This is a genomic window from Brevibacillus sp. FW306-2-1A-C05A (genome assembly GCF_058781555.1).
The window spans coordinates 59,065-84,951 of sequence record NZ_JBYSWV010000019.1; the positions used below are offsets into that span (position 1 = coordinate 59,065).

The window sequence follows — 25,887 nt, forward strand, 5'->3', positions numbered from 1 at the left end:
TGCTCCTCTCGCTCATGCTTATGCTTTTTGTGCCAGGCGGTTTCGTACTGCGTGTGTCGCCGCTACCATGTTTTTCAGAGACGCGATTGTTTCCTCTCTGCCCCGCGTCTTCAGCCCGCAATCCGGGTTGATCCAGAATTGCCCTGGCGGCAGGACTTGCACGCCGCGGGACACCATTTCCTCGATCTCGGCCACAGCCGGAACGCGCGGGCTGTGGATGTCGTAGACGCCGAGGCCGATCCCTTTGTCGTACGTGCACGTCCCGAACACCGAGACGAGCTCGCCGTGGCTGCGGGAAGTTTCGATCGAGATCACATCGGCATCCAGCTCGCTGATGGCGTCGATGAAATCGTGGAATTCGCAATAGCACATGTGCGTATGAATTTGCGTGCCAGGCTCGACTGTCGAGGTAGCGACCCGGAACGACTTGACCGCCCAGTCCAGATACGCGGCTCTGTCTGCCTGCTTGAGCGGCAAGCCTTCCCGCAATGCCGGCTCATCCACCTGAATCATGCGAATGCCCGCCGCTTCCAGCGCCTCCACCTCTTTGCGCAGCGCCAGCGCGATCTGCTCGCACACTTCCTGACGGGAGACGTCGTCGCGCACGAACGACCAGTTTAAAATCGTGGAAGGACCTGTCAGCATCCCTTTCACTGGTTTATCCGTCAACGACTTGGCATATACGCTCTCCTTGACCGTCATCGGGGAGACGAACTGCACGTCGCCGTAAATGACCGGCGGTTTGACGCAACGGGAGCCGTACGACTGCACCCAGCCGTTTTTCGTGAAAACGAAGCCGTCGAGCTTTTCTCCGAAATATTCCACCATGTCTGTCCGCTCGAACTCGCCGTGCACCAGCACATCCAGGCCGATCTGTTCCTGAATGGCGATCCACTCGCGGATTTGCTCCTGAATGAACGCATCGTACTGTTCGACGGTCCAGTTTCCTTTTTTGAACTGCTGTCTGGCCTGGCGAACTTCTGTCGTCTGCGGGAAGCTGCCGATCGTCGTCGTTGGCAGCAGCGGAAGCTTCCACGTCGCCTGCTGAATCTCGCGACGCTCGTGGAACGGCACTGCCCGCTTCGCCGCTGTCGACGCCAGCGCTTTTCTCGCCTCCTGCACTTCCTGGCGGTTCCGTGCCGGAGATTGGGCCAAGCGCTGCAAGTCTTTCTCGTTCTGGGCGATTTCCTTCGAGATAACATACTTTCCATATTGGAAACCTTGGACTAATAAGCGCACTTCAGCCAATTTCTCATCGGCAAACGCCAATGCGACGCGCACTTCTTCCGGCAAATCGGTTTCGTCTTCGACGGTAACCGGAACGTGCAGCAGGCTGCTCGACGGCTGAACCCATACCCGCTCTGGGGCTACTACGGTGCACAACGTTTTGACCAACTCCCACTTTTCCTCCAGGGCCGAGCGCCAAATGTTGCGTCCGTCGATGACCCCGGCGCCGAGCACTTTGTCTTGCGGAAAACCGTGCGTCGTCAAGTTGGCCAGGTTCGCTGTTTTCCCGTGAACAAAATCAAGGCCCAAACCGTGGACAGGCAGTTCAATCAGCTCCTCGTACCAGTCCACCGCTTCAAAGTACGTCTGCACCATCAGCTTCAGGTGCGGCAGCGCCTGGCTGAACTGCTCGTACACGCGACGAATGAGCACTTTGTCTTGCCCGGTAAGATCGAGGACAAACGCAGGCTCGTCGATCTGCACCCACTCGACGCCGTGCAGTTCCAACTCGCGAAGGACGTCCACGTACAGCGGCACGATCTGATCGACGACGCGTTCAAATTCGTCTTTGGCATACCCTTTGGACAGCTTGACAAACGTGTACGGCCCGACGATGACAGGCTTGCCGGCGATCCCTAGCTGATCTCTCGCCTCCAGGTACGCTTGCAGCGGCCTGTTTTCCGTCAAGACAGGCGTGCGCTCGCCGAACTCGGGGACGATATAGTGGTAGTTCGTGTTGAACCACTTGGTCATTTCGCTGGCGACCGCGTCTTTGTTGCCGCGCGCCATCGCAAAATACGTAGCCAGCGGCACCGGACCGCCCGCATACGCGAACCGCTTCGGAATCAGGCCGAACATGACCGCCATGTCGAGCATGTGGTCGTAGAAAGTAAAGTCGTTGACCGGAATCCAGTCGATCCCCTTTTTTTGTTGTTTGACCAGGTGCTGCTTGCGAATTTGCTCCATTTGCGCAAGGAATGTCGTCTCGTCGAGTTTCCCCGCCCAAAAAGCTTCCAGTGCCTTTTTCCACTCGCGATCTTTGCCGATCCGCGGATATCCCAAGTTGCTGCTTTTCATTTGCTTCCTCTCCATCCTTTGCGATCATTTTTTCGATTTCGCCCAATAAAAAAGGCATCTCCAACGATCAGAAAGAACGTTAGAAATGCCAAATAAACACTGAGATCACAGCATCCTAACACCTCCCTATCTCCCGTAGGTTAAGCAGTGTTGTCGAAACAGGCAGGTCTCCTGACTTGAGGATCATGATCTGCACAACGCCTTCCCAGTCAGCTCGACCAGTGGCCAAAAGTTGTGCAAACTCCCCTCATACAGTGGCGGGACCGTGTCGGATTCTCACCGACTTCCCTTTTCATCCTTGCGCCGATATTCATCGCCAAGGAACCTGTCTCCACTCATATGAAATTGTCGGTATGAGTGCATGTGCCCCAAAAATGGGCGGGACACACCTTTCTTCATACAGTAACACGTAAACCAGTTTTTGTCATGCTAAACTATTTCCACTTTGCAAACTGATGTCAACGTTCAGGCTGCTTCCTCATAATGCCTGTCCTATTGCTTGGTCAGGCGAAGCTCACGCGCGCGCAGCGATGGTTTGCGCATCAAATAAACGAGGTAGCCGCCAACGCCCCCGATCAATGCAGGCAGCAGCCAGCCCAGGCCGATCGTGTACATCGGCAAGTAGCGGGAAAAGACGTCGTTGATCGCCGCAAGCTCGACCCCGGCAGCATTCAGCCCGTCAAACAGGCTGACGAGAAACGTACCGAACAAGCTGCCTTGATACACCTCTGGCCGACCGCCAAACCCTTGATGCAAAAACGTCAAAAAGATCAGCGAGATGGCGATTGGGTACATCGTCGTCAAAATCGGAACAGACACCTTGATGAGCGCAGTCAACCCGATATTGGCGACGAGCGTACTGAACACAGCCAAAATGACGGCAAACTTTTTATACGAAATGCGCGGAAACATCGCGTGGAAATACGACGAGCACGCCGTAATCAATCCGACGCTGGTCGTCAGGCACGCCGCAGTAATCATCAGGCCGAGCAGCAGGCCGCCGTAAGAACCGAAGTAATAATTCGACACTTTGGCCAAAATTTGCGCCCCGTTTTCCAAATGGCCGAGCTTTTCCACGCTGGAAGCGCCCATGTAGGCAAGCACCGAGTAGAAAAACGCCAGGAGCGCACCCGCAATCAGCGTTGCTTTGGCGCACGTCAGCAAAATTTGCTTTTTCGACGTAACCCCTTTTTCCTTGATCGCATTGACGATGATGATGCCGAATACAAACGCCCCGAGCGCGTCCAGCGTCAAATAGCCGTCCTGGAATCCTTTGAAAAACGCCTTGGACTGGTAATCGCCCACTGGCGCTTGCAGCTCGCCAATCGGATACACAATCGCCGTCAGGACGATGATGCCGATAAACGTCAGCTTCATCGGTGTCAAGACTTTTCCGACTACATTGATAATTTTTCCTGGATTGAGCGACAACAGGCAAGCGAGCGTGAAGAACAAGACGGTAAACACAATCAACGGCAAAGGCCCGGCCTGCTCGGACAAGAACGGCTTGATCCCGATCTCAAACGAAACATTCCCGGAGCGCGGAATCGCAAAAAACGGCCCGATCGCCAAATAGAGCAAAATCGTGAAAACAAGACCGAACAGCGGGTGCACACGGCTTGCGAGCGAACGCAAATCGTCTTTACCTGAATACACCAACGCTGTAATTGCCAAAAGTGGCAAGCCAACCCCTGTCACGAGAAAACCGGCGTTGGCTTCCCAGACGTTCGTTCCCGCCATCTGTCCCAGCATCGGTGGAAAAATCAGGTTGCCTGCTCCGAAAAACAGCGCAAACAGCATAAATCCGATGATGACGATAAACGAATATGAAACTTTTTGAAGCATGACAAAAACCTCCTGTGAGTAAGAACGAAGGGCCTTGTAAGGAACCCTCAGATTAGTGAAAAAATTCACGAAGTCTAGCGGCTCGTCCAGCCTCCAGCCAAACTGGATAACACTGGATTCATTGTCAGATAAATCAGTCCTCCAGACGCATGACTCGATGATTCTGCGACTCTCGTCACTGCCGCATTGCTGTTCCAGCCTAAGCCCAACTCGGCTCGACCGGGTGGCAATCAAAAGAGCCGACACATCATTTATTTATAACATAAATATGAATGAAAAGGTATTTTAAAATGAAGAATTCTTTTATTCCTTTCTATAAAAGATTCTTGATCGAGAAAATCTCACAGGAAGGAATGTGGGCAACTCATCCGCTACTTCGCGCGCGCCTGTGCATGCGCGCCGCTCGCCCCTTTTCGCGTAACGGGCACGACAAAAAGGCTGCCGTCTGTAGACAGCAACCCTTTTAAACGATCGTTTAACTTTTTTACTCAAAGCGAAAATCGTCATCCGTCAGCGGCTCGACGTTGAGCGTGCGGACGTAGCCATTGCCTTTTTTCGAGAAGAAATCATGCTGCTTCGTGTGCGTGCGAATCCCGTTCAAGACGATCGGGTTGACTTCCTCCTCGGGGAAAAACGGCTCCAGCCCCAGATTCATCAACGCTTTGTTCGCGTTGTATCGCACGTAGGCCAACACCTCGTCCGCCAGGCCAATCTCTGTGTACAAGGAGACAGTGTACTCCTCTTCGTTTTGGTGCAGCTCGTGCAATAGCGCGTACAGCTCCTCTTTGACCGTCGCCTGCTCCACGACGCTGAGCCGCTGGTACACTTCCTGCGCGAGCACGCCGACGTACAGGCCGTGAATGCTCTCGTCCCGGACGATCAGGTCGATGATTTCGCCGCTGCTCGTCATCTTGCCCTGCCCGGCCAAAAAGAGCGGGTAGAAAAAGCCGCTGTAAAACAGGTAGCTTTCCAAAAAGACGGAGGCGACCATCGCCATGTACAAATCTTTTGGCGTCTCGATCTCCTGGTAGCGCTTTGCGATCAGCGCCGCTTTCTTTTGCAGATGCGGACTCTGCTCCACCCAGGCAAAAATTTCGTCAATTTCCTCCGTGGCCGCGAGCGTCGTGAAAATGCTGCTGTACGATTTGGCGTGGATTTGCTCCATCATGCCCATGAAAGCCAGGACGGCTTTGCGCTGCAGCCCGTCCACATGCTCCATGATTTTCGGCATCCCGACGCCGCCTTGCACGGTGTCGAGCAAAGTCAGTCCGCCGAGCACTTTTTTGTACGTGTCCCGTTCCGAAGCGCTGAGCTCCATCCAGGACATTTTGTCATCCGAGAGCGGAATCTCGTCATCGGTCCAGAACTGCATGATGTTCTGGTTCCAAAACGTCATCGTAAAATCGTCGTCTGGCCTGTTCCAATTGACAGCTTTCATTAGGGCGTTCCTCTTCTCTGAAAAAACTTTGTTCCATGCCGGATGGTTCCTCACAGTAAACGGCTTAAACGGCACAGCTAATGCACTCTTCTACCGTCAAATGCTTGGTGCGCGTGTAGTAGAGCGACTTCAAGCCTTTTTTCGCGGCGTAAATATAGTAGCGCGCCAGCTCTCTGGTCGAGATGTTGCTGTTGACGTGCAGCACGGTGGAAATGCCTTGGTCCACATGCTCCTGGATTTCGGCGATCAGATCGATCACTTTGAACTGGTCGATCACATAGGCAGATTTGTAGTAAAAATAGTTTTCCTGCGACAAATACGGCATCGGGTAGTAGGTCGTCGAGTTCGCGTACGTTCTCGTTTCGATGTGCTCGACAACCGGCATCACGCTCGACGTCGCATTCTGAATGTAGGAAATGCTCTGCGTCGGCGCAATCGCCAGACGGTACGCGTGATACAGTCCGTTCTTCTGCACCTTTTGCTTGAGCGCGGCCCAATCCTCCGGCGTCGGAATGTGCATGCCTGCGAACAGTTGCTTGCCTTTTTCCGTGCGCGGACGGTAGTCGTTTGCGAGGTATTTGTCAAAATACGTGCCTTTGGCGTACTCCGACTGCTCGAAGCCCATGAAGGTTTCCCCTTTGGCCATGGCGATCTCCATGCTCATTTCCAGCGAGTAGAAGTTCATCATCATGAAGAACGTGCGGGCGAAGTCTTTTGCTTCCTCGCTCTCGTAGGCGATCTTGTTTTTCGCCAGGTAGCCGTTCAGGTTCATCGCACCCAGCCCGACGGAATGCAGCTCGCGGTTGGCCTTTTGCACGCCTGGCGCATTTTCCACGCGGGTCACATCGCTCACGGCGGTGATCGCCTCGATGCCCTCGCGCACGGATTCGCGCACTTTTTTGTGCTCCATCACGTTGACGATGTTCAAGGAAGCGAGATTGCAGCTAATGTCGCGGCGGATGATGTCCGGCTCGCCGTAGTTGGTAATCGTGGACGTCTCCTGGAGCTGGAAAATTTCCGTGCACAGGTTGGACATTTTCACGGAGCCGATGTCCTTCAGCGCGTGATTTTTGTTCGCGTTCGTCTTGTTCATGATGTACGGGTAGCCCGACTCCATCTGGATCATCGCGATCTTGGTGAGCATTTCGCGGGCGCTCATGACTACCTTTTTCTTGACGCGCTCGTTTGCCACCAGCTCGTCGTACATCTCGTCGAGATCCAGATCATCCAGATGGGCGCCGTACTCCTTGTAGACGGAGTAAGGAGCGAACACTGTCAACGGCTTGTTTTCCTCTGCCAGCTTGTAAAACACATTCGGCACGATCAGGCCGATCGACAGCGTCTTGATCCGCGACTTTTCATCGGCATTGATCTTTTTGCAATCGAGAAACTCGTTGATATCCCAGCCGAAGATGTTGTAGTAGGCTGCCCCGGAGCCTTTGCGCTGCCCCATCTGATCGGCGTAGGAAAACGCGTCCTCCAGCAGCTTGAGTACAGGCATGACGCCCTTGGCTGCGCCCTCGACGCCTTTGATCGGCTCTCCGCGCCCGCGCAGCTTGGACAGGTTGACGGCCACGCCGCCGCCGATTTTCGAAAGCTGCATGCAAGTGCCGAGAACGTAGTTGATCGAGTTCAAGGAGTCGTCCATTTCCAGCAGGAAGCAGGAGACCATTTCGCCGCGGCGGCTTTTCCCTGCATTGAGGAACGTCGGCGTCGCCGGCTGGAGTCGCTGGTCCATCATCGACACGGTCAGCCGCTTCGCCAGTTCGAAGTCTCCGCGCCCGAGCGAGAGCGCCACAATCGCCACCCGATCCGGGTACTGCTCCAAATACATCGATTTGTCGTCTGTTTTCAGGGCGTAGTCTTTGTAAAACTTGGAGATAGCCATGTACGAAGCGAATTGAAAACCAGCGTCATGCGCCAGGCGGAACACTTCATCGACCTGTTCAACCGTGTAGCTTTCATACACATTTTCATAAAAGTCATTTTCGATCAAATAGTCCATGCGCTCTTTCACGCTGTTGAAGGTCATCGTCTTCGCCTGTACTTCTTCCATGAAGACCGCGACTGCCTCTCTGTCCTTTTCCAGTTGGTAAAATCCGTCGCTTCCTCGCTGCATCAGTTGGTTGTTCAATTCAATGTGTCGCAATTGCTGCCACCCCACTCGTAAATTGTTCCACGTCACGGCCGGTACCGGACAGTTCGAATTTGGAAATGACCGGAACGCCATATTGGCTGGCGATCGTGTCTGCGCTTTTGGCAAAGCTGGCTCCCCAGTTGCGGTTGCCGCTCGCCGACACCCCGCGCAAATAGACATGATTCCGCTTCAGAAAACGGTCCACCTTCTCCGGCACCTGGCCAAAGCCCGTCGTGTACGTGACCAGAATGAACGGCTCGTCGATCACCATCTCCGGATCAATCTCCACGCGCGGCAGATCGAGCTTGCTTACGAATCGTCTCACGTTTCCTGTTTTCGAATCAAAAGCGATTAACATGTCCCTCATCCTTTACTGCTGTTCTATACTTTTTTAGCCAAAGTAAAAGCGCATCCGACGCCAAAATGTCGAATGCGCATGATGATCCCCATCGTATCCATCCGCCGAAAAACGAATGGAGCGCTCGAACACTTCCCTATCTCCCGTAGGTTACACAGTGCTGACGGTCAGGCAGGTCTCCTGGCTCGGGGTCATCGCTCCATTCGTGCCTTCCCGATCAGCTAATCAGTGGCGCAAAAACCAAATGGAACTCTCTCATCACAGTGGCGGGACCGCGTCGGAATTTCACCGACTTCCCTATTAAGTCTACCAAATATAGCGTGGCAAACACCTGTCCGCATCAATATGTAGTTGGTAAAACTTACTTTACCTCAATATATCGTAGGAGTCAAGCTCGGCATGCTCTATTTTGGCAACTGATAATCTCTCTCATTTCTCTATTGCCAATCTCTGGTTTGCGTCCATATAATAGGTTTCATGCACAAAAAAGGTGACGCCACCGGCCGATTGGAGAGTGACCCCTGATGGAAAGCACGGTTTATGAAGCAGTAGCCATTCCGCGTTCGCAAACGAGAAAAATGACATACAACGACCGCACGTTCCACATCTTCGTCAGCATCCCCGACGTGGCTTTGCCGCCGTCCGGCTTCCCGGTCATTTACTTGCTGGATGCCAACTCGGTGTTTGGCACCATGACCGAAGCGATTCGCCTGCAATGCCGGGTTCCGGAAAGAACGGGCGTCGATCCGGCCATCGTCGTCGGCATCGGCTACCCGACAGAAGCGCCGTTCCACCCATCGCGCTACTACGACTTCACCCATGTCGTTCCCGCATCCGAGCTGCCCGCTCATCCGCGCGGCGGCAAATGGCCGGAAATGGGCGGGGCAGAAGGCTTCCTCAGCTTCATCGAAGACACGGTGAAGCCCGCGATCGAAAAGGACTTGCCCGTCGACCGCACGCGGCAAACGATTTTCGGACATTCGCTCGGCGGCTTGCTCGTGCTGCATGCCTTGCTGACCCGGCCACACGCGTACCAATGCTACATCGCCGGCAGCCCGTCGATCCACTGGAACGAAAGCGTCCTGCTGGAAGAGGAGCGCCGCCTGCCGTCCCTGCTCACAGACGACTTGCGGGTCAGAGCGCTGCTCGCCATCGGGGAGCTGGAAAACGACGGCCGCTTCCACGTCAACGTCAAGGCGCAGGCGATGGCTGAACGGTTGTCCGCCATGGGCAACGGGCAGATCGAAGCGTCGTTCCGCCAATTTCCGGACGAAAACCACACGTCTGTCCTGCACGTCCTCATCAGTCACGCCATTCGCTTTGCTTCCAAGCCAACTGCCCGCTAGTCAGGGCAGTTTTTTCTTTGCCTCGCTCCATGCACACAAGCAAGCAAACAAGGCAGTCGGCACACGCAAAAAACCGCCCATACGAAAACGATGAGCGGCCATGCATGCACTACTGCTCTTTTCGCCTATTGCAGAGACAACACCTTGTTGATCTGCGGCAGCTCCTCGATGGCAGCTACGACAGTTGGCGTAATCTCTTCGTCGGTGACGCAAATCAACAGGGCGTTTTTCCCCTTTTGCTCACGCGACACATTCATCTTGGAAATATTGATCTCGTGGTCAGCCAGCTTGCGGGACACGTCGTAAATGACGCCCGGATAGTCGGTATGGTGCACCAACAGACCGTGAGCGCCCGGAGGGATCCGACAGGCGCAGTAGTTGATCTCGCTGATGTACACTTCGCGCCAGTCCTGGGCAAACGTGTATTTGTTCGCTCCCACGCGCAAATTCGCCAGATGGTTGGCGTACTCGCCGGAGCTGTTTTGAACCGAAACGCCGCTGCCAAGTCCATCCACCAGAAGCGAAGCGATCTCTTCTTTATTTTCATGGGCCAAAATGCTCAGGGACGCCCCTGTGAGCTGCGGCTCCAGTCTGCGAATCAATTGGGCCAATTCACGAAGTCCAGCATATTGGGTCATGTAATCCCCTCACTCTCCCAGTCAGGTTAATCCTTAATGCGGAAGAATCCACTCTTCCGGTTCCTTGATAATCGAGGAATGGTTATCGGAGCGATACCAGGCTGTCAGGCTTTGCCCATCTTTCGTGTACACGATGCGATAGATGGTGTTGCCCTTTCCGCTTTTCGGGAAGGGACTCTCCTCGGGAGGAACCACTGTCACACCACCCGCTTCAATCACGCCACCCTTTTCCTTGATGACGCTCTCGATCACGGTCATGTGCTCGTTGCTCGTGGCCGACATCCCCACGTAAGCGAGTATTCCCAGCAAAAGCGCTCCCGCCAAAAACGAAACAATAATCACTTTTGACTTTTTCGTAGCATCCACCAAGCGCTTCCCCCGTTATTCAATTCTCTTTGTCGATCAAACGCACCTTGTCAATCGTACCTCCGCCCAGGCACACTTCCCCATCGTAAAAGACGACGGCTTGGCCAGGAGTAACCGCTTTTTGCGGCTCGGCGAAAACGACTTCTACGGTGTTGCCCTCGCGGATGTGCACCGTCACTTGCTGGTCCGGCTGGCGATAGCGGAATTTCGCGGTGCACGCAAACGATTCGGTCGGCTTGTTCGCGCTCACCCAGCTTACGTCTGTCGCCAGCAAGCTACTCGAATACAGGCGGGGATGGTTGGAGCCTTCGCCGACGATCAGGACGTTGCGCTCCAGGTCTTTGTCCACCACAAACCACGGCTGGCCGGTCTTGCCGTGCCCGCCGCCAATCCCCAGGCCTTGGCGCTGGCCGAGCGTGTAGTACATCAGGCCGTCATGCTGCCCGATCACGTCTCCGTCTACCGTTTCGATATTGCCGGGCTTGGCTGGCAAGTAGTTTTGCAAAAACTCGCGGAAGTTGCGTTCGCCAATGAAGCAAATCCCTGTGCTGTCCTTCTTTTTCGCGGTGTAAAGCCCGGCTTCTTCGGCAATTTTGCGCACCTCGGGCTTCGGCAAATGCCCGATCGGGAACATCGTTTTTGACAACTGCTCCTGGCCGAGCACATTGAGGAAGTACGTCTGGTCTTTGTTGTTGTCCGCGCCGCGGATCAGCTTGTACTCTCCGTCGATGAACTTCACCTGCGCGTAATGGCCGGTGGCGATGTAATCGGCTCCCAGGTCCATGACCTTGGCGAGCAGCTCGCCGAACTTGATTTCACGGTTGCACATCACATCAGGATTCGGTGTGCGCCCGCGTTTATATTCATCCAAAAAATACTGGAACACCTTGTCCATGTATTCTTTTTCAAAATTCACGGTGTAGTATGGAATGCCAATTTGTTCACAGACGCGCCGGACATCCTGGAAGTCTTCTTCCGCCGTGCAGTGGCCGAATTCATCGGTATCATCCCAGTTTTTCATGAAGATGCCGATGACGTCATATCCCTGTTGCTTGAGCAGGTAAGCCGTCACGGAGGAGTCGACCCCGCCGGACATGCCGACAACGACGCGTGTATCTTCTGGTCGTTTCATAGTCTTTCTCCTCTTGATTTAATTTGTCCATCTACAGATTACCATGTTTCGTCCAACAATTCATGTCTTGTTGCACTTTTGTCGGCCCAATGTGAAAAACGCCTGCCGCAATGGACAGCGACAGGCGTTGATGAGCACGTTATTCACTTTGGGAAACTTCGTCTTTAATCTCGGAGCGGAACCCTTCGATGCTCTCTGCACGGCGCTGGTTTTTCGCCTCGATGTTCGCTCGTTCCTCTTCGGAAATCTCGCCCGCGTGTGCCGCCAGGTAATCTTCCGACTCGCGAATGCTCTCTTCCGTGTTTTGCAGCATTTCTTGCAGCTTGGCTGCGTTGTCAGAACGATCGTCCGGTTTTGCCATGAAAAACACTCCTCACTTTGCCAGTATGATTCACTACCTGTACCATTGTGCTTCGTTCGCGGAACAATTATGTATGATAGGATAGAGAGAACGGACTTTGCGAAAAAGAAGGTTTTTCACATGGCTTCTCTGGATTTTCTGGAACGAAAGCTGCTGCGGATCATAGCGGAGACAGACCCTGTCCGGCTCAAACGCCAATGGGTGAGCAAGCGCGCCGAGTCTTCCGGCGAAAGCGAGCAGCGCAAACGAATCGCCCTCTTGCTGCGCAGGCTCGACAAGTTGCCGCCAGCCAAGCGTCGCGAGGTGCTGGATTTGCTCGCGCAGTTCAACTGGAACGGATAGGGCATTAGCGGATGGACGGACCGATGTGCCAGTGCCCGTCTGTTTTCAGCATGCGCCTCACGTCTACTATCGCCTCGCGATGGAGCGGGCCGTAAATGTGCGGATACAAAAGCCCGTCCTTGGCCTGCTCGTACTTCACGGGCGAAGGCGATTTTGTCTCGTCCACGACGAGCACGTACAACTCCTCGTCGAACGCGCCGTACACCCGGTCTGCTACCTTGCCGAGCAGCTCCTCGCCTTTTGTGGCGTGAATGAACCCTTCCTGCTCGTAGTCGCGAGGCAGGTAATGGTCTTTGTCCGCCCATTTCTCCCAATAAGCTTTTGGGCACATACAATAAATGATCGATGGCTGCATGTTGTGTTCTCTCCCTTGTCGCACCGCTTTATTTTTTCCCCATCGCCTTGTTGAGATGGCGCATGGCTTTATCGAAAAACATCTGGTCGAAGGCGCCCTGATCGAACTTCCATTCAATGAAGTTTTTCAACGAATGCAAATCTACCCACGCATCCTTCGCTTGCGGGTTGCGGTCAGGCACTTCGCCCGTGACTTCTCCTTCGTAGACCAGCTTCGCCATCTCTGCCGGGTGCATCCCGATCTGATAGGCGATCTGGTGTAGCGCTATTTTCATGGAATCCCCCTGCTCTGTCCATTCTGGTTTCAATTATTCATCTATTTTGCCAGTCTTTTTCCTCCATGCCAACCCCTGCTCTCTCCGGCGAAAAAGGATTTCCGCTTGCGTCCGCATTTTGATAGAATGAACGCACAAAAAGTCACGACGCTGGAGGATTACAAGTCATGTCCACTTCCGATAACAGACCGCGCAAGCAATGGTACCGCAAAAAAGTGGTCTGGATCCCGCTTTTGTTTGTCGCCTACGTCTTTTTCGTCAACAGCTCCTACCTGGCTGCTCCGCCTGCCGGCTCTCCCTTTTTGCTCGCCCACCGCGGAATGGCGCAGACCTTTTACATGGAAGGGCTGACGAACGAGACGTGTACAGCCGAACGAATTTACCCGCCGGAGCATCCGTATCTGGAAAACACGCTGCCGTCCATGAAAGCCGCCTTCGCAGCAGGTGCCGACGTCGTGGAATTTGACGTCCACTGGACGAAAGACGGGCAATTTGCCGTGTTCCACGACTGGACGCTCGGCTGTCGCACGAACGGCGACGGCGTCACCAGAGATTTTACCCTGGCCGACCTGCAGAAGCTCGATATCGGCTACAACTATACGGCAGACGGAGGACGCACCTATCCGTTTCGCGGAAAAGGCATCGGGCTGATGCCGTCGTTAACCGATGTGCTCAAAGCGTTCCCCGACGAGTCTCTGCTCATCCATATCAAGAGCAACGATCCAAACGAAGGACAGGCGCTCGCGGACGCCTTGCAGTCTCTGCCAAAAGAACGGCTGGAAAAGCTGACAGTCTACGGAGGCGACGAGCCGATCGCCGCGGTGAAGAGCCAAATCCCGGAGCTGCGCGTCATCTCGATGGATACGATGAAAAGCTGTCTGATCCCGTACATAGCGGCGGGCTGGTCCGGTTACGTTCCCGACGCCTGCGCCCACACCCAGCTCCACATTCCCGATCAAATCGCGCCATGGCTGTGGGGTTGGCCGAACCGTTTCATGGCGAGAATGGAAGCAGTAAATACGCGCGCCATCCTTGTAGCCGGAAGCGGCGATTTTTCCGCAGGCTTCGATACGCCTGCTGACCTCGACCGGGTGCCTGCTACGTTTACGGGCGGTATCTGGACGAACCGGATTGACCGGATCGGACCTGTTTTTCCCGAAAAATTCGCAGGGAACTGAAACGATTGCCAAGCATATTCGTAAATACGAATATAAACCGATCCTACACGACGACTGGGAGTGATGGAGATGTTAAAAAAGCTATTGAAAAATTTACTGGGTAATCACTCGACTTCTTCCCACAAATACCGGAAATACAGCAGCAGCGACTACAAGTATCGCAAAGGATACGGTTCCAGCCACGGACATCGGCACGGGCATGGGCACTCCCATTACGGCAGCTCCCACTACAAGCGGAAGCACTCCAGCAGAAGTTTTTTCAGCAGCTAGGCGGTCCCGTCCCTTGCATGCGCACGCGTAAAAACACTCTGTTTGCCTGACAGCAGAGTGTTTTTTGTCGTTCAGACGGTCATTTAGTTAACATAATAAATATTATGTCTCGTTCAAACAAACGCCTTCCTATGCTACAATATGGAAAAGGAGCGTGCACAAATGAACCCTTCCAAATCGTTTTACTATACAGTCGATCACGCCATGGTGGATGAGTACAAAAAAATGCTCGACTTGATGAAAATTCCTTACACGATCGAAGCCCCTGTCGCTTTGCTAAAGGAGGGAGCCGATCAGTATTCGTTCGTGTTCCCGAACATGCCGGGCCGTCTGTACGAGATGGTGAGCAAGCTGTTCAAGGGCGATGGCAAGCCTTATCCGCAATAGGCAAGCTATCCGGGCAAAAAAAAAGGACCCATTTCTGGGTCGAAGATAGGAAGTGGAGAGAATGCATGCTATGTAATATATACTAACATATCATAGTCGATTGTCAACGCTTTTTGGCAATTTTCTTGATTTTGTGTTAGGTTTTCTTACATAATATCTTTTTACTTCCTCATCCAAACGAAAAAGGAGGGCATAGTCGCCCTCCTTCTTTTGTGCCTGCCGCTAAAACTCCAAGCTCAGCCGCGCACATTCACGATCTGCTCCAGCTCAATCCATTCGCTTCTCGTTTCGTTGACCAACTGGACTTTGCGCGCTTTCGGATCGACCCACTTGACCACGCCCCACATGCTTTGCGTGTTGCCGCACTCGCCGTCCAACGAAACCCACCAGCTTACCGTCACCGCGTAATCCTCCCTGCCCGAGTCGCGAAGCAAATACAAAAACGATTCGCGCTCCTGCTTCGTGACCCCCGGCGGAGTAGTGCGCTGCCGGGAAGCTTGCCGTCCCGCATAGCTAGTTCCGATCCCCACTTGCTTTCACCCACCCTAACCTGCACAAATCGTTGACGGCGCGCCTCATCTGGCGATCCGCCGCGATTGTGTTGATCTCTATTCCGTTCTCCAGCATTTTGTAGACACGAAGATGTACAGTTGTCAGCACCGGAACCCGCTTCATCACATTGTGGACGGGCACAACTATTGTCTCCAGCAAAAGCCTCACCTCGAACGTACGTTTGTATGTATTATATACGAACAACATGCGAACAAGCAATAAAAAAAAGCAGGATTTCCCTGCTTTCTACTGCGCGGCTTCCTGGATGATTTTTTTCGGTGTTTTCTCCACGACGTCCAAAAACTTGCCAAAGGTGGAAGCGAGCGTCTGCTGGAACAGCATCCCGAGCACGACAGGCAGCGCGACTGTCGCCGGGAAATACGTAATCGCCATGACCGCTCCGGCACTGATGTTGCGCATCCCGCTGTTAAAGGTCAAGGTCACGATCACATCGCGCTCCCAGCCAAAGAGCCGGGAGATCCACCACCCGAGCAGGTAGCCCAAAATCGCGAGGAAAAGCACGACCAGCGCCATTCCCAGCAGCCTGGCATCAAAGGCGTGGAAATAGCTTGCGACCATCGAGCTGTTGATGGCAACGACGACACCCATGCCCAGCTTGGAAAACGGAGCGAGCTTGGGAGCCAACGTCTTTTTGACCCTCCCCTGCGAAAAATGATGCAGCAGCATCCCGGCAAGCGACGGCAGCACAATCATGTAAAACAGCCCCTGCATCATGTCCCACGTGTCCATCTCCACCTTTGCCCCGAGCAAAACGTACATGCCAAACGGAACGACAAGCGGCGAAATCATCGTATCTAGCAAAATAATCGAAAGCGTCAGGGCAATATTGCCCATGTAAATCGACGACCAGAGAAAGCTGGAGATCCCGGTCGGTATAAGTGCGGCCAACAAAAAGCCTGTGACGACATGCATGTCGTCCGGGTAGAGCAGATGAGCCACTCCCCAGGCGATAAACGGCATCAGCGCATGCAAAATCAGCAAATTGACGACGAGCGGCAGCGGCCGTGTCAATACTTTGGCAAATTCCTTGAACCCCGCTCCCAAACTCCCGGCAAAGGTCATAAAGGCAAACACCCACGGCGACAAAAAGGCATAGGGCTGAAGATGAGTCCCGGCCAACACGCCAATCGCCACACTGCTCGGAGTCAATACCGGCATTATTTTTTCCAATGACTTGTTTACTCTTGCTAAAACATCCACACTCTCCACCTCATTCGCTTCCGAAAACGCTCCACGGATCTTCTCTCACGGCTCAACGAAAAATTCCATCCTCTTATATTACGCACTAGGCAAGTTTATTTCCATAGTAAAGAGATAAACATGGTAAGACAAAGTGTCGAAAAAAATGATTTTATCCGCTCTTGCGCAGGCTGCCAGACAAATCGTTGCATACTTCTCTGTCATCGGGTAAAGCCTAAGGCAAGGAAAGGAGGTATTTTTATGAACGGAATGGATTGGGTAGAATTTATCCGCAAAACCGAAGATAAAATGTACCACCTCCATCGGGCCATTGATGGGATTTGTAATGAGCCGGATTACAAAGAATCCGTTTCTGCCCTGACCGAAGTGGTAAGGGATTATCAAGTGCTGGTTGAGAAAGCGAAAGACGAGCTGCGCGGCGTCGACTTGCATCGTGACCGCGATCATGACCGTGACCGTGTTCATGGCGATTGCTATTAAACGAATCCAACTCCCATCCCGGGAGTTTTTCTTTTGCCCTCGATGCGTTGTTCATCGGCAACCGTTCGCCTCGCCTGCTTGTTCACCGACCGCAAAAAGCCTCGGCCACCTTTTTGGCAAGCCGAGGCGCTAGACCGCTATTACCCTTTCATTTTCTTTTCCAGCTTTTTGCTCGCTTTCTTTTTCTGGCACGCTTCCTTGACATCCGTTGGCCACGGAGCGCCGCTCATCGCTTGCAAATCCATAAACAGCTTCTTGTCAGAGGTCACGTGGATTTTTGAATCCGGAAAAGCCTCCTTCAGCTTGCCAGAGACTTCTTTTTCAATCGACTCCAGCCGAAAGCGGTTGAAATTGCTCACCTTGATCGCCAGGTTCAGGTCTTTGTCGATGTGGACGGCTGCCACTTCGTCAATGCCATCCACCCTGCCTGCAATCGCCTTTGCCTGCTCCTCCCATTCGGTATGGCGCACGGGCGCCGGAGTGCACAACGGCTCCGCGTCGTTTTTCTGCTGGGTTTGCGCGTTGTTCTTGCCCGTGCAGCCCGTAATCGCCAAGACAAGCGCCAAAACAGCAAGGATCGTTCGCATGCGAAACACCTCCAGATCAATTTTCCCTTTCTTTAGGATGACCGGAAATGGAGCATGTATGAATGCGCGATCCTTCCATGGCAAGTTCTCGCCAACGTACAGCCGAAAGTATGGTACAAAAGACCTGAATATGTATGGCTCGCTTTTGTTGCAAGTAAGGCTTTCGTCGCAGCAAAAAACTTGGCTGCGCCAAGACATTGGCAAGGCTTTAGTTGCCCTCATACTGGATAAGAATCTGTATAAAAAAAGCGGTGGCTCCTCTGCATTTTTGAGCCACCGCGGACCCCAAGAACATTGTGAGTCCTCGTATAGAATATACCAAAAGCGCGTCAAAACGCGATAGGAGATCATTGGATGCCGGACGGCAAAAAAAATCCCAGCCGCAACTTCCGGCCGGGGCGTACGGGGTAGTACGCATATGTCATACGTGAATGATCTAATCATAAAGTACGATCTTCCCCTAAACAACGATCAATTTTAGGTAATTATACCTATGTATGGAACAAAAAAATAGCGTCGACCTATCTGCATAAATTCAGTCGAACGCATCGAATCCCCAAGTTGGATTATACTAGCTAGCTTGGATTACTTTTCTATTATCGCTAGAATTGGACGATAATACCATGCGAAAATAATGGTAACGGACGCAATTGTTTCCTCTATTTTTCCGTAAGGCTCCATAACAAATACCATTATTCCTCAAAATATCCAATTATGTTACAATGTACATGGTGATAACGATGCTCATTTTGTTTCGATTTTTTTTGGAAATCATTCGCATACTGATTTGCATGGCCATTTTTTTGGTGGTGACAGGCCCGGTGGTCACCTTGTTTTTTCCCGAACAAGCGCCGGGGGAAGGCATTTTTTTGGGCGCACGCCGCCTTGTTTCTCCTCCTGCTCGTTTACTACCGCAATCGGCTGCAGCAATCTAGCTGGTTTCCAAGCAAGCACAACCACCCGCTTTCCAGGATGGCTACCGCGCTGCTCTCCTTTAGTGCAGCCACATGCTTTTTCGCAGCCATCTACATGACGTACCTCCAATAATTGTCGTTGACAGAAAGTGAGTGCAAATCCATTGACCGCAAAGCATGCCTATACGCTCAGCACGATTTTGTTTCTAGCCAGCGGGTTGCTCTACACGCTTGAAAGAATGCTCGCCTACTACATCTGGATCGGGCAAATGCAAGCCGCCTCTGCCACCGGGCAGTTTCCCACGCAGCCGGAGCTTCCCTCCCTGTTCACCAACGGCTTTGTGACCTTTTTTCTGGCGGCAAGCCTTTTTCTCTTGATCGTCGGGATCGTTTTGTCGACTCCCAAGCAGCCATCCGTTCGTCCAGGTCACGAGTCGGGCGCCGCGAATCCTGCCGGGGGGAATGCTTCGTCCATTGGCGCGCGAGAGCACGAAGCTGAAGCAGCGACGGGAGGCTTTGACAGGCTGCCAACGTATTTGGTTTACGGAATCATAGCGTTTCTGGGCTTTCTCATCGTCGTTGGCTTCCTCAATTTCTTGCGCTGAAATCGCCTTTGCATTTCCAATATTTCGACGATGCAGCTTTTATGATATGCTGTTTTTGCCATATGCTCTTTTCGTAGCCTTGTCATAAAAAGGAGGGAAACCATGAATCGCGAACAATGGACAGCCGTAGACGAGTATTTTACGCAAAAATTCGTTTCAGCCGATCCGATCCTGGAAGCCGTGCTGGAAAACAACGCTTCCGCTGGCCTCCCGCCTATCGACGTCGCGCCCAATCAGGGAAAATTTCTCCATCTGCTGGCACGCATCCAGGGAGCCCGGACGATTTTGGAGATCGGGACACTGGGCGGCTACAGTACGATTTGGCTAGCCCGCGCCTTACCTGCCGACGGTCGGCTCATCACGCTGGAAGCGGCACCGAAGCATGCCGAGGTGGCCAAAGCCAACATCGCCCGTGCCGGGCTGGAATCGGTGGTCGAGATCAGGCTTGGAGACGCCTTGGACAGCCTTTCTGCGCTCGCGGATGAAAAACAGGGACCGTTTGACCTCATCTTCATCGACGCCGACAAGAAAAACAATCCGGACTACTTCCGCTGGGCGCTGAAGTTCTCGCGAAAAGGCAGCGTCATCATTACCGATAACGTGGTACGCAAAGGTGCCGTCGTCGACGAAGCCACCAGCGATCCGAACATTGTCGGCGTCCGGCAATTCGCCGATCTGGTCGCAAACGAGCCGACGGTTAGCGCGACCGCAATTCAAACGGTCGGCAGCAAAGGCTACGACGGCTTTGCCATCGCGCTGGTAACGGAAGATCCGCGTTAACGAGCCGTACAGACATCCTGCGAAGAAAAACCCGTCGTTTGCGCTTGCTGCAAAGACGGGTTTGGTTTATTTCAGCCCATATTGGCCTTTGACTTGCAGCTTGCCATCCAGAAAGGTAAAGCTGGCGTTGCTGCCCGCCGCTTCCCCTTCGTACATGTAGACCACGGCATGAAATTGCCCTCCTTTGTTGCCCGCTTCGGAGAGCAGCTCACCTTCTCCGCCGATGATGTTTTTCACTTCGTTATACGTCATCCCGTTTTCTATCTGGTCAAAGGCTGCTTTTGTAATTTTCGCCTTGTCGCTGTTCGCCGACTCCGTGCCGGCCGCCCTTTTTTCTCACCGCAAATGGCAACTTTCAAATAGAAAGGTTGTGCTTTTGTGAATACACTGCCATGCCAAGACTGCAAAGGCTTATGCTGCGGTCCTGTGCCGATCACGGAAAAAGAGCGCAAGCACATACATAAGAAGCTGAAGGCCATGCCGAAAAAGCTGCGCGAAAACTTGGAGCAGCAGCCCCGCTTTAGCGGAACCTGTATTTTTTATGACATGAACAAAGATCAGTGCGGCATTCATTCGTTTCGTCCGGAGATATGCCGCATGTTCGGCTATCACGAAGACCTCGTCTGCTTTCGCAAGCCGGAGCTGGCCACCAAAGGAAAGGTCGCAATCAAAGAGAGGTACATCGGCCACCTGAGCATTGATTTTACGTGGAAAGATTTTCGCTGACACTCCGCTTGCCATGGCGCGTCGCTTCTCCCCCTCTCCTGTAACCAAAAATCCCCAAAACCGTATTGTCCATGGGGAGGGATCTTCGCCTATGTTCGACGATATTATAAGCAACGGAATCCTTTGGCTGCTTTTCATCGCCTGGGTATTGATTGTCGCGTCACCGTCTTACCGAATCAGATGGCTGTATGTCCTGGCTATCGGGTTGCTCATCTTCTCGATCTTTTGGGACTTTTCCGGGGTTGAAGCCGAAATCCACCGGCATGGACACTAGACGTAAAGAGAAGGAAGGCGCTGTTGAAATTTCCGGGAGGTGTCTGCTAGATGGGACCGTTCATCGGCTTTGGCCTGCTCGCTTGTCTGGCTATCACGCTTTTTCTCGCATTCGAAAGGCTGATCGAGCGCAGCCTGCCCACTGACAGCTTTTTGGCAGGCATGCTGTTAAAAACGATGTTGTTTCTACTCGTGTGTGCGCTCGTCTATTTTGCGTTGCCGTGGTTTAGCGGCCTGTTTGTACTCTAAACGGTGCCGTTCGAAAAAGCTTGCACGACGAAGGAGATAAAGCTGTATCGGGCGGTCGGCAGCAGCACGTACGAACGGCGCTCCAGATCACACACCTGGCTTGGCCGAAGCGTTCGCTAAGAGTCGTTTGGATGAGCGAACAAAAAAACCCGCCTTTTGCCAAAAGACGGGGACTGCCAGCAGCCTGTTCGGCTCTGCTACTGTGCTGTTTTTGCTGCCGCGCTTATGTCGTTTCCTTCCAATGCTCCTGAATGTACGCGTCGCGCCCGGATTTCTCGCGGTCTTCCTTGTAATGCTTCGGATTTTTCTTGTGGTAGCCCTGGTGGTATTCTTCTGCCGGATAAAACGGAGCAGCAGGCAAAATTTCCGTGACAATCGGCTTCGAGAAGCGGCCGCTCGCCTCCAGCGCTTTTTTGGACTGGACTGCCAGCTCGTGCTGTTTTTCATTGTGCGTAAAAATGGCTGTGCGATACTGGCTGCCGCGATCATGAAACTGCCCGTCAGGATCTGTCGGATCAATTTGCTGCCAATACAGCTCGAGCAGTCTCTCATAAGGGAACAGCTCCGGGTCGAACGTAATTTGAACCGCTTCCCAGTGCCCGGTCTGCCCCGTTTTGACCTGTTCGTAGGTCGGGTTCTCGACCGAGCCCCCTGTATAACCCGAGACGATGCCTCCGATCCCTGGCAACTCTTCAAACGGAGTAACCATGCACCAGAAGCACCCTCCGGCAAATGTCGCTTTTTCCATGCTGTCTTTTGCCTCCTATCCATGCCTTGCCCACGAGAAAATTCGGTCCATCTCCCTTCATTGTACTAGAGCTCTCTACCAGCTTCTAGCAAAACTTGGGGCCAGCCGCATACTCTCGGCGAATTTGCCGGAGCCATTTCTCACCCGGATGGTTTATAATGGCGGAGTAGATCAACAGATGCTCAGCGGGTGGGAGGTAGCTTTCATGTTCAAACTCGAAAAGTTTCAAGGAAAAAAAGAAGAAAACTACGAACTGGTCATCAAACAGCTAGAAGCGCTGCTTGCAGGCGAATCCAACCAGGTCGCCAATCTGGCAAACGCCGCCGCTTTGCTGAACCAATTTTTCGAGGAAGTAAACTGGGTCGGCTTTTACCTCAATGACGGGAATGAGCTGGTGCTTGGACCGTTCCAGGGGCTGCCTGCGTGCGTGCGCATTCCGTTTGGCAAAGGCGTATGCGGCACCGCGGCGGAGAAGCGGGAAACTGTTCGCGTGGAAGATGTGCACTTGTTCCCCGGCCATATCGCCTGCGACGCCGCATCCGAATCGGAAATCGTCGTGCCGATCATAAAAGACGGCCAGCTTCTCGGCGTGCTCGACATCGACAGCCCGCGAAAAAACCGATTTGACGAAGTCGATCAGCTTTATTTGGAAAAGTTCGTGCAGGCGCTCGTTCGCTTTTTGTAGGCGCGCTTCCGCAGGGCAGGAACGAATGCTTGCCCCTCCGTGTGCGGAATGTAGCTTCGTCCATCTTTTGGGGCTTTGGTGCAGCCTTCGTTGCCTTCCTGTCGATGCGACTGTTTCTCTCTTCTTGGCTAGTAAAAAAAGAGCAGGCTCCCTCTGCTCTTTTTTGCTTTCATGAACTTGCTTTCATTTTCGGCAGTAGTGTTTTGCCCGCTCTTTTATCACTTGCTTTTTCGTCTTCGCTCTTATTCGCTGCACGGCGCTCGTCTCCCAGTTGCAAATCGCCCCCGGAATCGGCGCATAGAACCGAAACGCGCGGCTTTTTGCCTCGTTACTTGCTCTTTTTCCAGATCAAAACAACGAGGAAAGCGACGTGCAGCATCAATAAGCCCGTCAGCAAGTAATTCGTGGTCTGGATTTGCTCCTGCAGCGAAGCGAGCTGCCGCGTCACCTCCGACAAGGAATGGCCCGTTACGTCGCCTGCTTGCCGGACCCTTGCGGAAAGATCGTTCAAATATTGGTGCAGCTTCTGTAAAGTCTACGTTTTGCATCGAAACGCCATCCTCTTCCCAGGTTTCATTAGCTTGCAACGATTCTGTCATTTGGCCTGGCCGTGTCTATCGGAAGAGGCAAAAAGCGGCGTTTTTTCGATCTTGCTGGCGCACCTGCTGTTGCCCATGGCGAGGGACGCCTTTTCTAAGCGGGTATCAATCGCTTGCTTTTCTCCATGTTGCTTTCCTTGATATCCCAGCCGTTTACTTTTGCGTACGTCTTTGGCTCTCAAGCAGTTCATCGAGCTTTTGATTGCGCTCGCGGTCAAGCTGTATTTTTGTTTTCATGAAACTGAGCGTTTTCGCTATCGCATAAATCACAAACGCGTAAAACAGCAGCACCGGGAGGAAAACGATCAATTGGACCAGCATTGTGTTCCACTCCAAAGCGACAGCGCCAAAATCCAGCATAGTTCCAGCCCCCTTTCTCTCTCTTGATGCAGCCCCATTGCCAGGCTGGATATTTTTCCAGAAGACAGAACTTCCCTTTTTATATTACCACTATCTCCCAAATACGCAAGCAGTGTGTCGCTCTTTCCCTGCGGACTGCCAAAAGCCAAACCATCTCCCTTTTTATTCCATTCCCTCTTGGAAAATGGTACCCTATATATCGTAAGGCAGAGAGGAGGCTTCTTTATGAAAAGACTGGCTTATTTAGGGGCGGGATTGTTGACAGGCGTCCTGTTTCTCCTGTTTGAACCGAGGCATCGGATTGACTTTGTCGAGGCTCTCCTCGCCATTCTCAACGTAGTAGGCGTTCTCTTCCTGGCCTTCTTCGGACTCGCGATTGGCGTTGAAGCGATAAAAAGTCTTTTTCGAAAAGAACAATAGCGAAGCGTTTATCTGTCATTGCTGTCCCCGCATCCGAACGCAATCAATGGAAGAAATCCATTCTGCGAGCGAATTTGCTGACCAATTTGTCCAACTTCGTGCAAGCCAGCACAATATCTCCGCGCCGCCTGGGAAGAAGCTTCGCTCGATGTCTGGCTGGATGTGTCCGGCGTTCCCCGAAAGACCATCCCTGTTCCTGTCCTTGAGCAGCTTGCGAGCCATTCAACAAAGCTGCGTCCGTATCGCCGGCAGCTTTGTCGACTACTCTACCGCCCCCAAAGGAGAATCCGATGAACGAGCAACTTTTCAGTGCGCACCTCACCTTGAGCAAACTGGCCCCAACCGATTGGGAGCTGATCCGCTCCATTTACTCCAACCCGGCGCTCATGCAACACATCGGGGCAGCGATGAGCGAAGAAGAAATTCGCCGCAACTTCGAAAAAGAGCTCGCTCCGTGGAGCCTCGATTCGACGCATTGGCTCACCTGGATCATCCGCGAGGCGGCGACCAGCAGCGACGTCGGTCTGATGAGCCTCTGCACCCGCAGGCGCGAGCCGCTCACGGCGGAAGCAGGCTTCATCATCGTAGAAGCGCACAAAGGCAAAGGCTATGCTACCGAAGCGCTCCAGCTCGTCTTCGACTTCGCTGCCAGTACGTATGGATTCAAAGTGTTTACGGCCGTTTGTTCGGAAGAGCACGCCGCTTCCAGGCGCGTTTTGGAAAAGGCCGGGATGAAGCTGGATAAAATCGTGCCGGAGAATACGGAAATTGCCGGAAAGCTGGTGAATGACTGTTTTTATTCGTTGGAAAAGTGAGTCTTTCGTCGGCTTTTGGCAGGGAGAAATCTCTCTACCAGTAGCCTGCTTCCTACCAAAATGCAAAGGGTGGTATTCGTGTTCCACATTCGAAAAGTCCAGATGGAAGATTTGCCGCAGCTTGTCGTCATTGAACAGCTCTGTTTTTCGGAAGAAGAGGCGGCAACGAAAGCGGCGTTTGCAAAGCGGATTCAGATGATTCCAGATAGCTTTTATGTTGCCGAAGAAAACGGGGAAATTGTAGGGTTAATTAACGGCCCCGTCATCGAAACCGCCTACATAACCGACGATTTGTTTACGCATATAAAGAAAAACCCGGCAACCGGCGGGCATCAAAGCATCCTGGGACTGGCGGTCCACCCGCAGTTTCAAAAGCACGGCATCGCAGCAAAGCTGCTGATGCACCTGGAACAAGAAGCAAGACAGAAACATCGTGAAACGATCACCCTTACCTGCAAAGAAAACTTAATTGGCTATTACGAAAAGCATGGTTACGTCAACAAGGGGCTCTCCAGTTCTGAACATGCCGGAGAGAAGTGGTACAACATGATAAAAGCATTATCGTAATTTTTCGCGTACGGGCCATGATGAGAAAGCGAACGGATATCGCTCGCAAGCTTTTGACAAGCTTTTAAACGGCATACACCCCACCATTCGTCTGTGGGGTTTCGTTTTGCTTGCCTATCAACTCAACACCGCCGTTTTAACAGAGCCGTTGATAATAGAAGCTATGCTGGATATCCGAGACAACACGGAACGCATCGTTGCCTGTCAGACCTGCATCCCCCATCGACAACAGCCCGACGAACAGGCTGGCGTAACATTTTCCGTCTTTTTTTGCCCCAAGCAAACCTTTATGGATATCCTTTCCTTGACTTGGAGGATGCTGCTGCTATAATAAATAACAGAGGAATGAAACATTTTCACTGTGTGTAACAAACAGGACAAGCCAGTCTCGACGTTTTGCGGGTGTAGTTCAATGGTAGAACTCTAGCTTCCCAAGCTAAAATTTAACGCTAATTATATACGAGCAGATATTAAAAACCCTTGATTATCAAGGGTTTTTCTTGTTCGCATCCGTTCGCATCCGAGTTGATTTTTGCTATTCCGAGTGAAGCTCGTCCCCAATTCGTCCCCAGCCG

The 25,887-nt window shown here is 52.8% G+C and carries 32 protein-coding genes, 1 pseudogene and 2 riboswitches; of the genes and pseudogenes, 15 read left to right on the plus strand and 18 right to left on the minus strand.

Going from position 1 to position 25,887, the window contains the following annotated elements; all coding sequences use genetic code 11:
* Window positions 1-18 precede the first annotated feature (18 nt).
* The 5 genes from metE to nrdI form a co-directional block, all read right to left on the minus strand.
* Complete coding sequence (gene metE, locus AC3WJN_RS13550) at window positions 19-2,304, minus strand: 5-methyltetrahydropteroyltriglutamate--homocysteine S-methyltransferase (protein WP_007782007.1); 2,286 nt, start codon at window positions 2,302-2,304, stop codon at window positions 19-21.
* Window positions 2,305-2,448: 144 nt separating this feature from the next.
* Window positions 2,449-2,648, minus strand: a riboswitch (cobalamin riboswitch).
* A gap of 148 nt (window positions 2,649-2,796) precedes the next feature.
* Complete coding sequence (gene brnQ, locus AC3WJN_RS13555) at window positions 2,797-4,149, minus strand: branched-chain amino acid transport system II carrier protein (protein WP_007782002.1); 1,353 nt, start codon at window positions 4,147-4,149, stop codon at window positions 2,797-2,799.
* 484 nt (window positions 4,150-4,633) lie between these two features.
* Window positions 4,634-5,587 carry a class 1b ribonucleoside-diphosphate reductase subunit beta gene (gene nrdF, locus AC3WJN_RS13560; protein ID WP_005834871.1) on the minus strand — a complete coding sequence of 318 codons (954 nt, stop codon included), beginning with the start codon at window positions 5,585-5,587 and terminating at the stop codon, window positions 4,634-4,636.
* Window positions 5,588-5,651: 64 nt separating this feature from the next.
* Window positions 5,652-7,736, minus strand: a complete 2,085-nt coding sequence (nrdE, locus tag AC3WJN_RS13565) for a class 1b ribonucleoside-diphosphate reductase subunit alpha (protein WP_007781999.1) — start codon at window positions 7,734-7,736, stop codon at window positions 5,652-5,654.
* Window positions 7,723-8,082 (minus strand): class Ib ribonucleoside-diphosphate reductase assembly flavoprotein NrdI, encoded by a 360-nt coding sequence (nrdI, locus tag AC3WJN_RS13570; RefSeq protein ID WP_007781998.1) that lies wholly within the window; start codon window positions 8,080-8,082, stop codon window positions 7,723-7,725. Before nrdI ends, nrdE begins: the two co-directional genes overlap by 14 nt.
* A 153-nt stretch (window positions 8,083-8,235) precedes the next feature.
* A riboswitch (cobalamin riboswitch) is annotated at window positions 8,236-8,432 on the minus strand.
* Window positions 8,433-8,606: 174 nt separating this feature from the next.
* On the opposite strand from nrdI, the gene AC3WJN_RS13575 reads away from it, so the two are divergent.
* On the plus strand, window positions 8,607-9,428 hold the full coding sequence (locus AC3WJN_RS13575) for an alpha/beta hydrolase (RefSeq protein WP_007781995.1): 822 nt from the start codon (window positions 8,607-8,609) through the stop codon (window positions 9,426-9,428).
* Window positions 9,429-9,553: 125 nt separating this feature from the next.
* Here the strand turns inward: AC3WJN_RS13575 and AC3WJN_RS13580 are convergent, their stop codons facing one another.
* The 4 genes from AC3WJN_RS13580 to tlp form a co-directional block, all read right to left on the minus strand.
* On the minus strand, window positions 9,554-10,066 hold the full coding sequence (locus AC3WJN_RS13580; protein ID WP_007781993.1) for an ACT domain-containing protein: 513 nt from the start codon (window positions 10,064-10,066) through the stop codon (window positions 9,554-9,556).
* Window positions 10,067-10,099: 33 nt separating this feature from the next.
* Complete coding sequence (locus AC3WJN_RS13585) at window positions 10,100-10,432, minus strand: hypothetical protein (protein WP_005834861.1); 333 nt, start codon at window positions 10,430-10,432, stop codon at window positions 10,100-10,102.
* 19 nt (window positions 10,433-10,451) lie between these two features.
* Window positions 10,452-11,564: a tRNA 2-thiouridine(34) synthase MnmA gene (gene mnmA, locus AC3WJN_RS13590; RefSeq protein ID WP_005834859.1), complete on the minus strand. Its 1,113-nt coding sequence runs from the start codon at window positions 11,562-11,564 to the stop codon at window positions 10,452-10,454.
* 139 nt (window positions 11,565-11,703) lie between these two features.
* Window positions 11,704-11,925, minus strand: coding sequence for a small acid-soluble spore protein Tlp (gene tlp / locus AC3WJN_RS13595; protein ID WP_007781991.1), 222 nt, complete (start codon window positions 11,923-11,925; stop codon window positions 11,704-11,706).
* Window positions 11,926-12,045: 120 nt separating this feature from the next.
* On the opposite strand from tlp, the gene AC3WJN_RS13600 reads away from it, so the two are divergent.
* A complete protein-coding gene (locus tag AC3WJN_RS13600; protein ID WP_005834853.1) occupies window positions 12,046-12,267 on the plus strand; it encodes a hypothetical protein in 222 nt (73 codons plus the stop codon).
* A 4-nt stretch (window positions 12,268-12,271) separates the two neighbouring features.
* Here the strand turns inward: AC3WJN_RS13600 and AC3WJN_RS13605 are convergent, their stop codons facing one another.
* Window positions 12,272-12,622: a DUF952 domain-containing protein gene (locus AC3WJN_RS13605; RefSeq protein WP_007781987.1), complete on the minus strand. Its 351-nt coding sequence runs from the start codon at window positions 12,620-12,622 to the stop codon at window positions 12,272-12,274.
* Between the two features lie 28 nt (window positions 12,623-12,650).
* Complete coding sequence (locus AC3WJN_RS13610; protein WP_005834849.1) at window positions 12,651-12,896, minus strand: hypothetical protein; 246 nt, start codon at window positions 12,894-12,896, stop codon at window positions 12,651-12,653.
* Window positions 12,897-13,063: 167 nt separating this feature from the next.
* Here AC3WJN_RS13610 and AC3WJN_RS13615 point away from each other — a divergent pair, with 167 nt between their 5' ends.
* The 3 genes from AC3WJN_RS13615 to AC3WJN_RS13625 all read left to right on the plus strand — a co-directional run bounded on the left by AC3WJN_RS13615 (window position 13,064) and on the right by AC3WJN_RS13625 (window position 14,731).
* The gene (locus AC3WJN_RS13615) at window positions 13,064-14,074 is read left to right on the plus strand and encodes a glycerophosphodiester phosphodiesterase family protein (RefSeq protein WP_007781983.1); all 1,011 of its coding nucleotides are present in this window, start codon (window positions 13,064-13,066) and stop codon (window positions 14,072-14,074) included.
* 69 nt (window positions 14,075-14,143) lie between these two features.
* A complete protein-coding gene (locus AC3WJN_RS13620; RefSeq protein ID WP_007781980.1) occupies window positions 14,144-14,344 on the plus strand; it encodes a hypothetical protein in 201 nt (66 codons plus the stop codon).
* Window positions 14,345-14,506: 162 nt separating this feature from the next.
* Window positions 14,507-14,731, plus strand: a complete 225-nt coding sequence (locus AC3WJN_RS13625) for a hypothetical protein (RefSeq protein ID WP_005834846.1) — start codon at window positions 14,507-14,509, stop codon at window positions 14,729-14,731.
* A 236-nt stretch (window positions 14,732-14,967) separates the two neighbouring features.
* On the opposite strand, the gene AC3WJN_RS13630 is transcribed toward AC3WJN_RS13625, so the two are convergent.
* Window positions 14,968-15,261 carry a YolD-like family protein gene (locus tag AC3WJN_RS13630; protein WP_005834845.1) on the minus strand — a complete coding sequence of 98 codons (294 nt, stop codon included), beginning with the start codon at window positions 15,259-15,261 and terminating at the stop codon, window positions 14,968-14,970.
* 268 nt (window positions 15,262-15,529) lie between these two features.
* Entirely contained in the window at window positions 15,530-16,462 is a 933-nt protein-coding gene (locus AC3WJN_RS13635) for a bile acid:sodium symporter family protein (protein ID WP_206699211.1), read from the minus strand.
* A 282-nt stretch (window positions 16,463-16,744) separates the two neighbouring features.
* Between AC3WJN_RS13635 and AC3WJN_RS13640 the strand changes: the two genes are divergently transcribed.
* Window positions 16,745-16,984 carry a hypothetical protein gene (locus tag AC3WJN_RS13640; RefSeq protein ID WP_005834838.1) on the plus strand — a complete coding sequence of 80 codons (240 nt, stop codon included), beginning with the start codon at window positions 16,745-16,747 and terminating at the stop codon, window positions 16,982-16,984.
* Between the two features lie 140 nt (window positions 16,985-17,124).
* Here AC3WJN_RS13640 and AC3WJN_RS13645 read toward each other — a convergent pair whose 3' ends face one another.
* Window positions 17,125-17,571, minus strand: coding sequence for a YhcN/YlaJ family sporulation lipoprotein (locus AC3WJN_RS13645; protein ID WP_005834837.1), 447 nt, complete (start codon window positions 17,569-17,571; stop codon window positions 17,125-17,127).
* Between the two features lie 740 nt (window positions 17,572-18,311).
* On the opposite strand from AC3WJN_RS13645, the gene AC3WJN_RS13650 reads away from it, so the two are divergent.
* From AC3WJN_RS13650 to AC3WJN_RS13660, 3 genes are all read left to right on the plus strand, one after another.
* A complete protein-coding gene (locus AC3WJN_RS13650) occupies window positions 18,312-18,506 on the plus strand; it encodes a hypothetical protein (protein ID WP_157179520.1) in 195 nt (64 codons plus the stop codon).
* Between the two features lie 143 nt (window positions 18,507-18,649).
* Window positions 18,650-19,090 carry a hypothetical protein gene (locus tag AC3WJN_RS13655; protein WP_007781967.1) on the plus strand — a complete coding sequence of 147 codons (441 nt, stop codon included), beginning with the start codon at window positions 18,650-18,652 and terminating at the stop codon, window positions 19,088-19,090.
* Window positions 19,091-19,192: 102 nt separating this feature from the next.
* Window positions 19,193-19,870 (plus strand): O-methyltransferase, encoded by a 678-nt coding sequence (locus tag AC3WJN_RS13660; protein WP_007781964.1) that lies wholly within the window; start codon window positions 19,193-19,195, stop codon window positions 19,868-19,870.
* Window positions 19,871-19,936: 66 nt separating this feature from the next.
* On the opposite strand, the pseudogene AC3WJN_RS13665 reads toward AC3WJN_RS13660, so the two are convergent.
* A pseudogene (locus AC3WJN_RS13665) lies at window positions 19,937-20,164 on the minus strand (DUF3862 domain-containing protein); the annotation flags it as partial.
* Window positions 20,165-20,248: 84 nt separating this feature from the next.
* Here AC3WJN_RS13665 and AC3WJN_RS13670 point away from each other — a divergent pair.
* Both AC3WJN_RS13670 and AC3WJN_RS13675 read left to right on the plus strand, forming a co-directional pair.
* Window positions 20,249-20,596, plus strand: coding sequence for a YkgJ family cysteine cluster protein (locus tag AC3WJN_RS13670; RefSeq protein WP_007781960.1), 348 nt, complete (start codon window positions 20,249-20,251; stop codon window positions 20,594-20,596).
* Window positions 20,597-20,920: 324 nt separating this feature from the next.
* Entirely contained in the window at window positions 20,921-21,118 is a 198-nt protein-coding gene (locus AC3WJN_RS13675; protein ID WP_005834826.1) for a hypothetical protein, read from the plus strand.
* Window positions 21,119-21,341: 223 nt separating this feature from the next.
* Here AC3WJN_RS13675 and msrA read toward each other — a convergent pair whose 3' ends face one another.
* The gene (msrA, locus tag AC3WJN_RS13680; RefSeq protein ID WP_005834824.1) at window positions 21,342-21,866 is read right to left on the minus strand and encodes a peptide-methionine (S)-S-oxide reductase MsrA; all 525 of its coding nucleotides are present in this window, start codon (window positions 21,864-21,866) and stop codon (window positions 21,342-21,344) included.
* 205 nt (window positions 21,867-22,071) lie between these two features.
* Between msrA and AC3WJN_RS13685 the strand changes: the two genes are divergently transcribed.
* The gene (locus AC3WJN_RS13685; protein WP_005834822.1) at window positions 22,072-22,551 is read left to right on the plus strand and encodes a GAF domain-containing protein; all 480 of its coding nucleotides are present in this window, start codon (window positions 22,072-22,074) and stop codon (window positions 22,549-22,551) included.
* A gap of 328 nt (window positions 22,552-22,879) precedes the next feature.
* On the opposite strand, the gene AC3WJN_RS13690 is transcribed toward AC3WJN_RS13685, so the two are convergent.
* Window positions 22,880-23,062 (minus strand): hypothetical protein, encoded by a 183-nt coding sequence (locus tag AC3WJN_RS13690; protein ID WP_005834820.1) that lies wholly within the window; start codon window positions 23,060-23,062, stop codon window positions 22,880-22,882.
* 241 nt (window positions 23,063-23,303) lie between these two features.
* Window positions 23,304-23,510, minus strand: a complete 207-nt coding sequence (locus AC3WJN_RS13695; protein WP_005834818.1) for a hypothetical protein — start codon at window positions 23,508-23,510, stop codon at window positions 23,304-23,306.
* A 225-nt stretch (window positions 23,511-23,735) separates the two neighbouring features.
* Between AC3WJN_RS13695 and AC3WJN_RS13700 the strand changes: the two genes are divergently transcribed.
* From AC3WJN_RS13700 to AC3WJN_RS13710, 3 genes are all read left to right on the plus strand, one after another.
* Window positions 23,736-23,930 carry a hypothetical protein gene (locus tag AC3WJN_RS13700; RefSeq protein WP_005834816.1) on the plus strand — a complete coding sequence of 65 codons (195 nt, stop codon included), beginning with the start codon at window positions 23,736-23,738 and terminating at the stop codon, window positions 23,928-23,930.
* A gap of 290 nt (window positions 23,931-24,220) precedes the next feature.
* Window positions 24,221-24,745, plus strand: a complete 525-nt coding sequence (locus AC3WJN_RS13705) for a GNAT family N-acetyltransferase (RefSeq protein WP_005834815.1) — start codon at window positions 24,221-24,223, stop codon at window positions 24,743-24,745.
* A gap of 78 nt (window positions 24,746-24,823) precedes the next feature.
* A complete protein-coding gene (locus AC3WJN_RS13710; protein ID WP_005834813.1) occupies window positions 24,824-25,312 on the plus strand; it encodes a GNAT family N-acetyltransferase in 489 nt (162 codons plus the stop codon).
* Window positions 25,313-25,887: the final 575 nt, after the last annotated feature.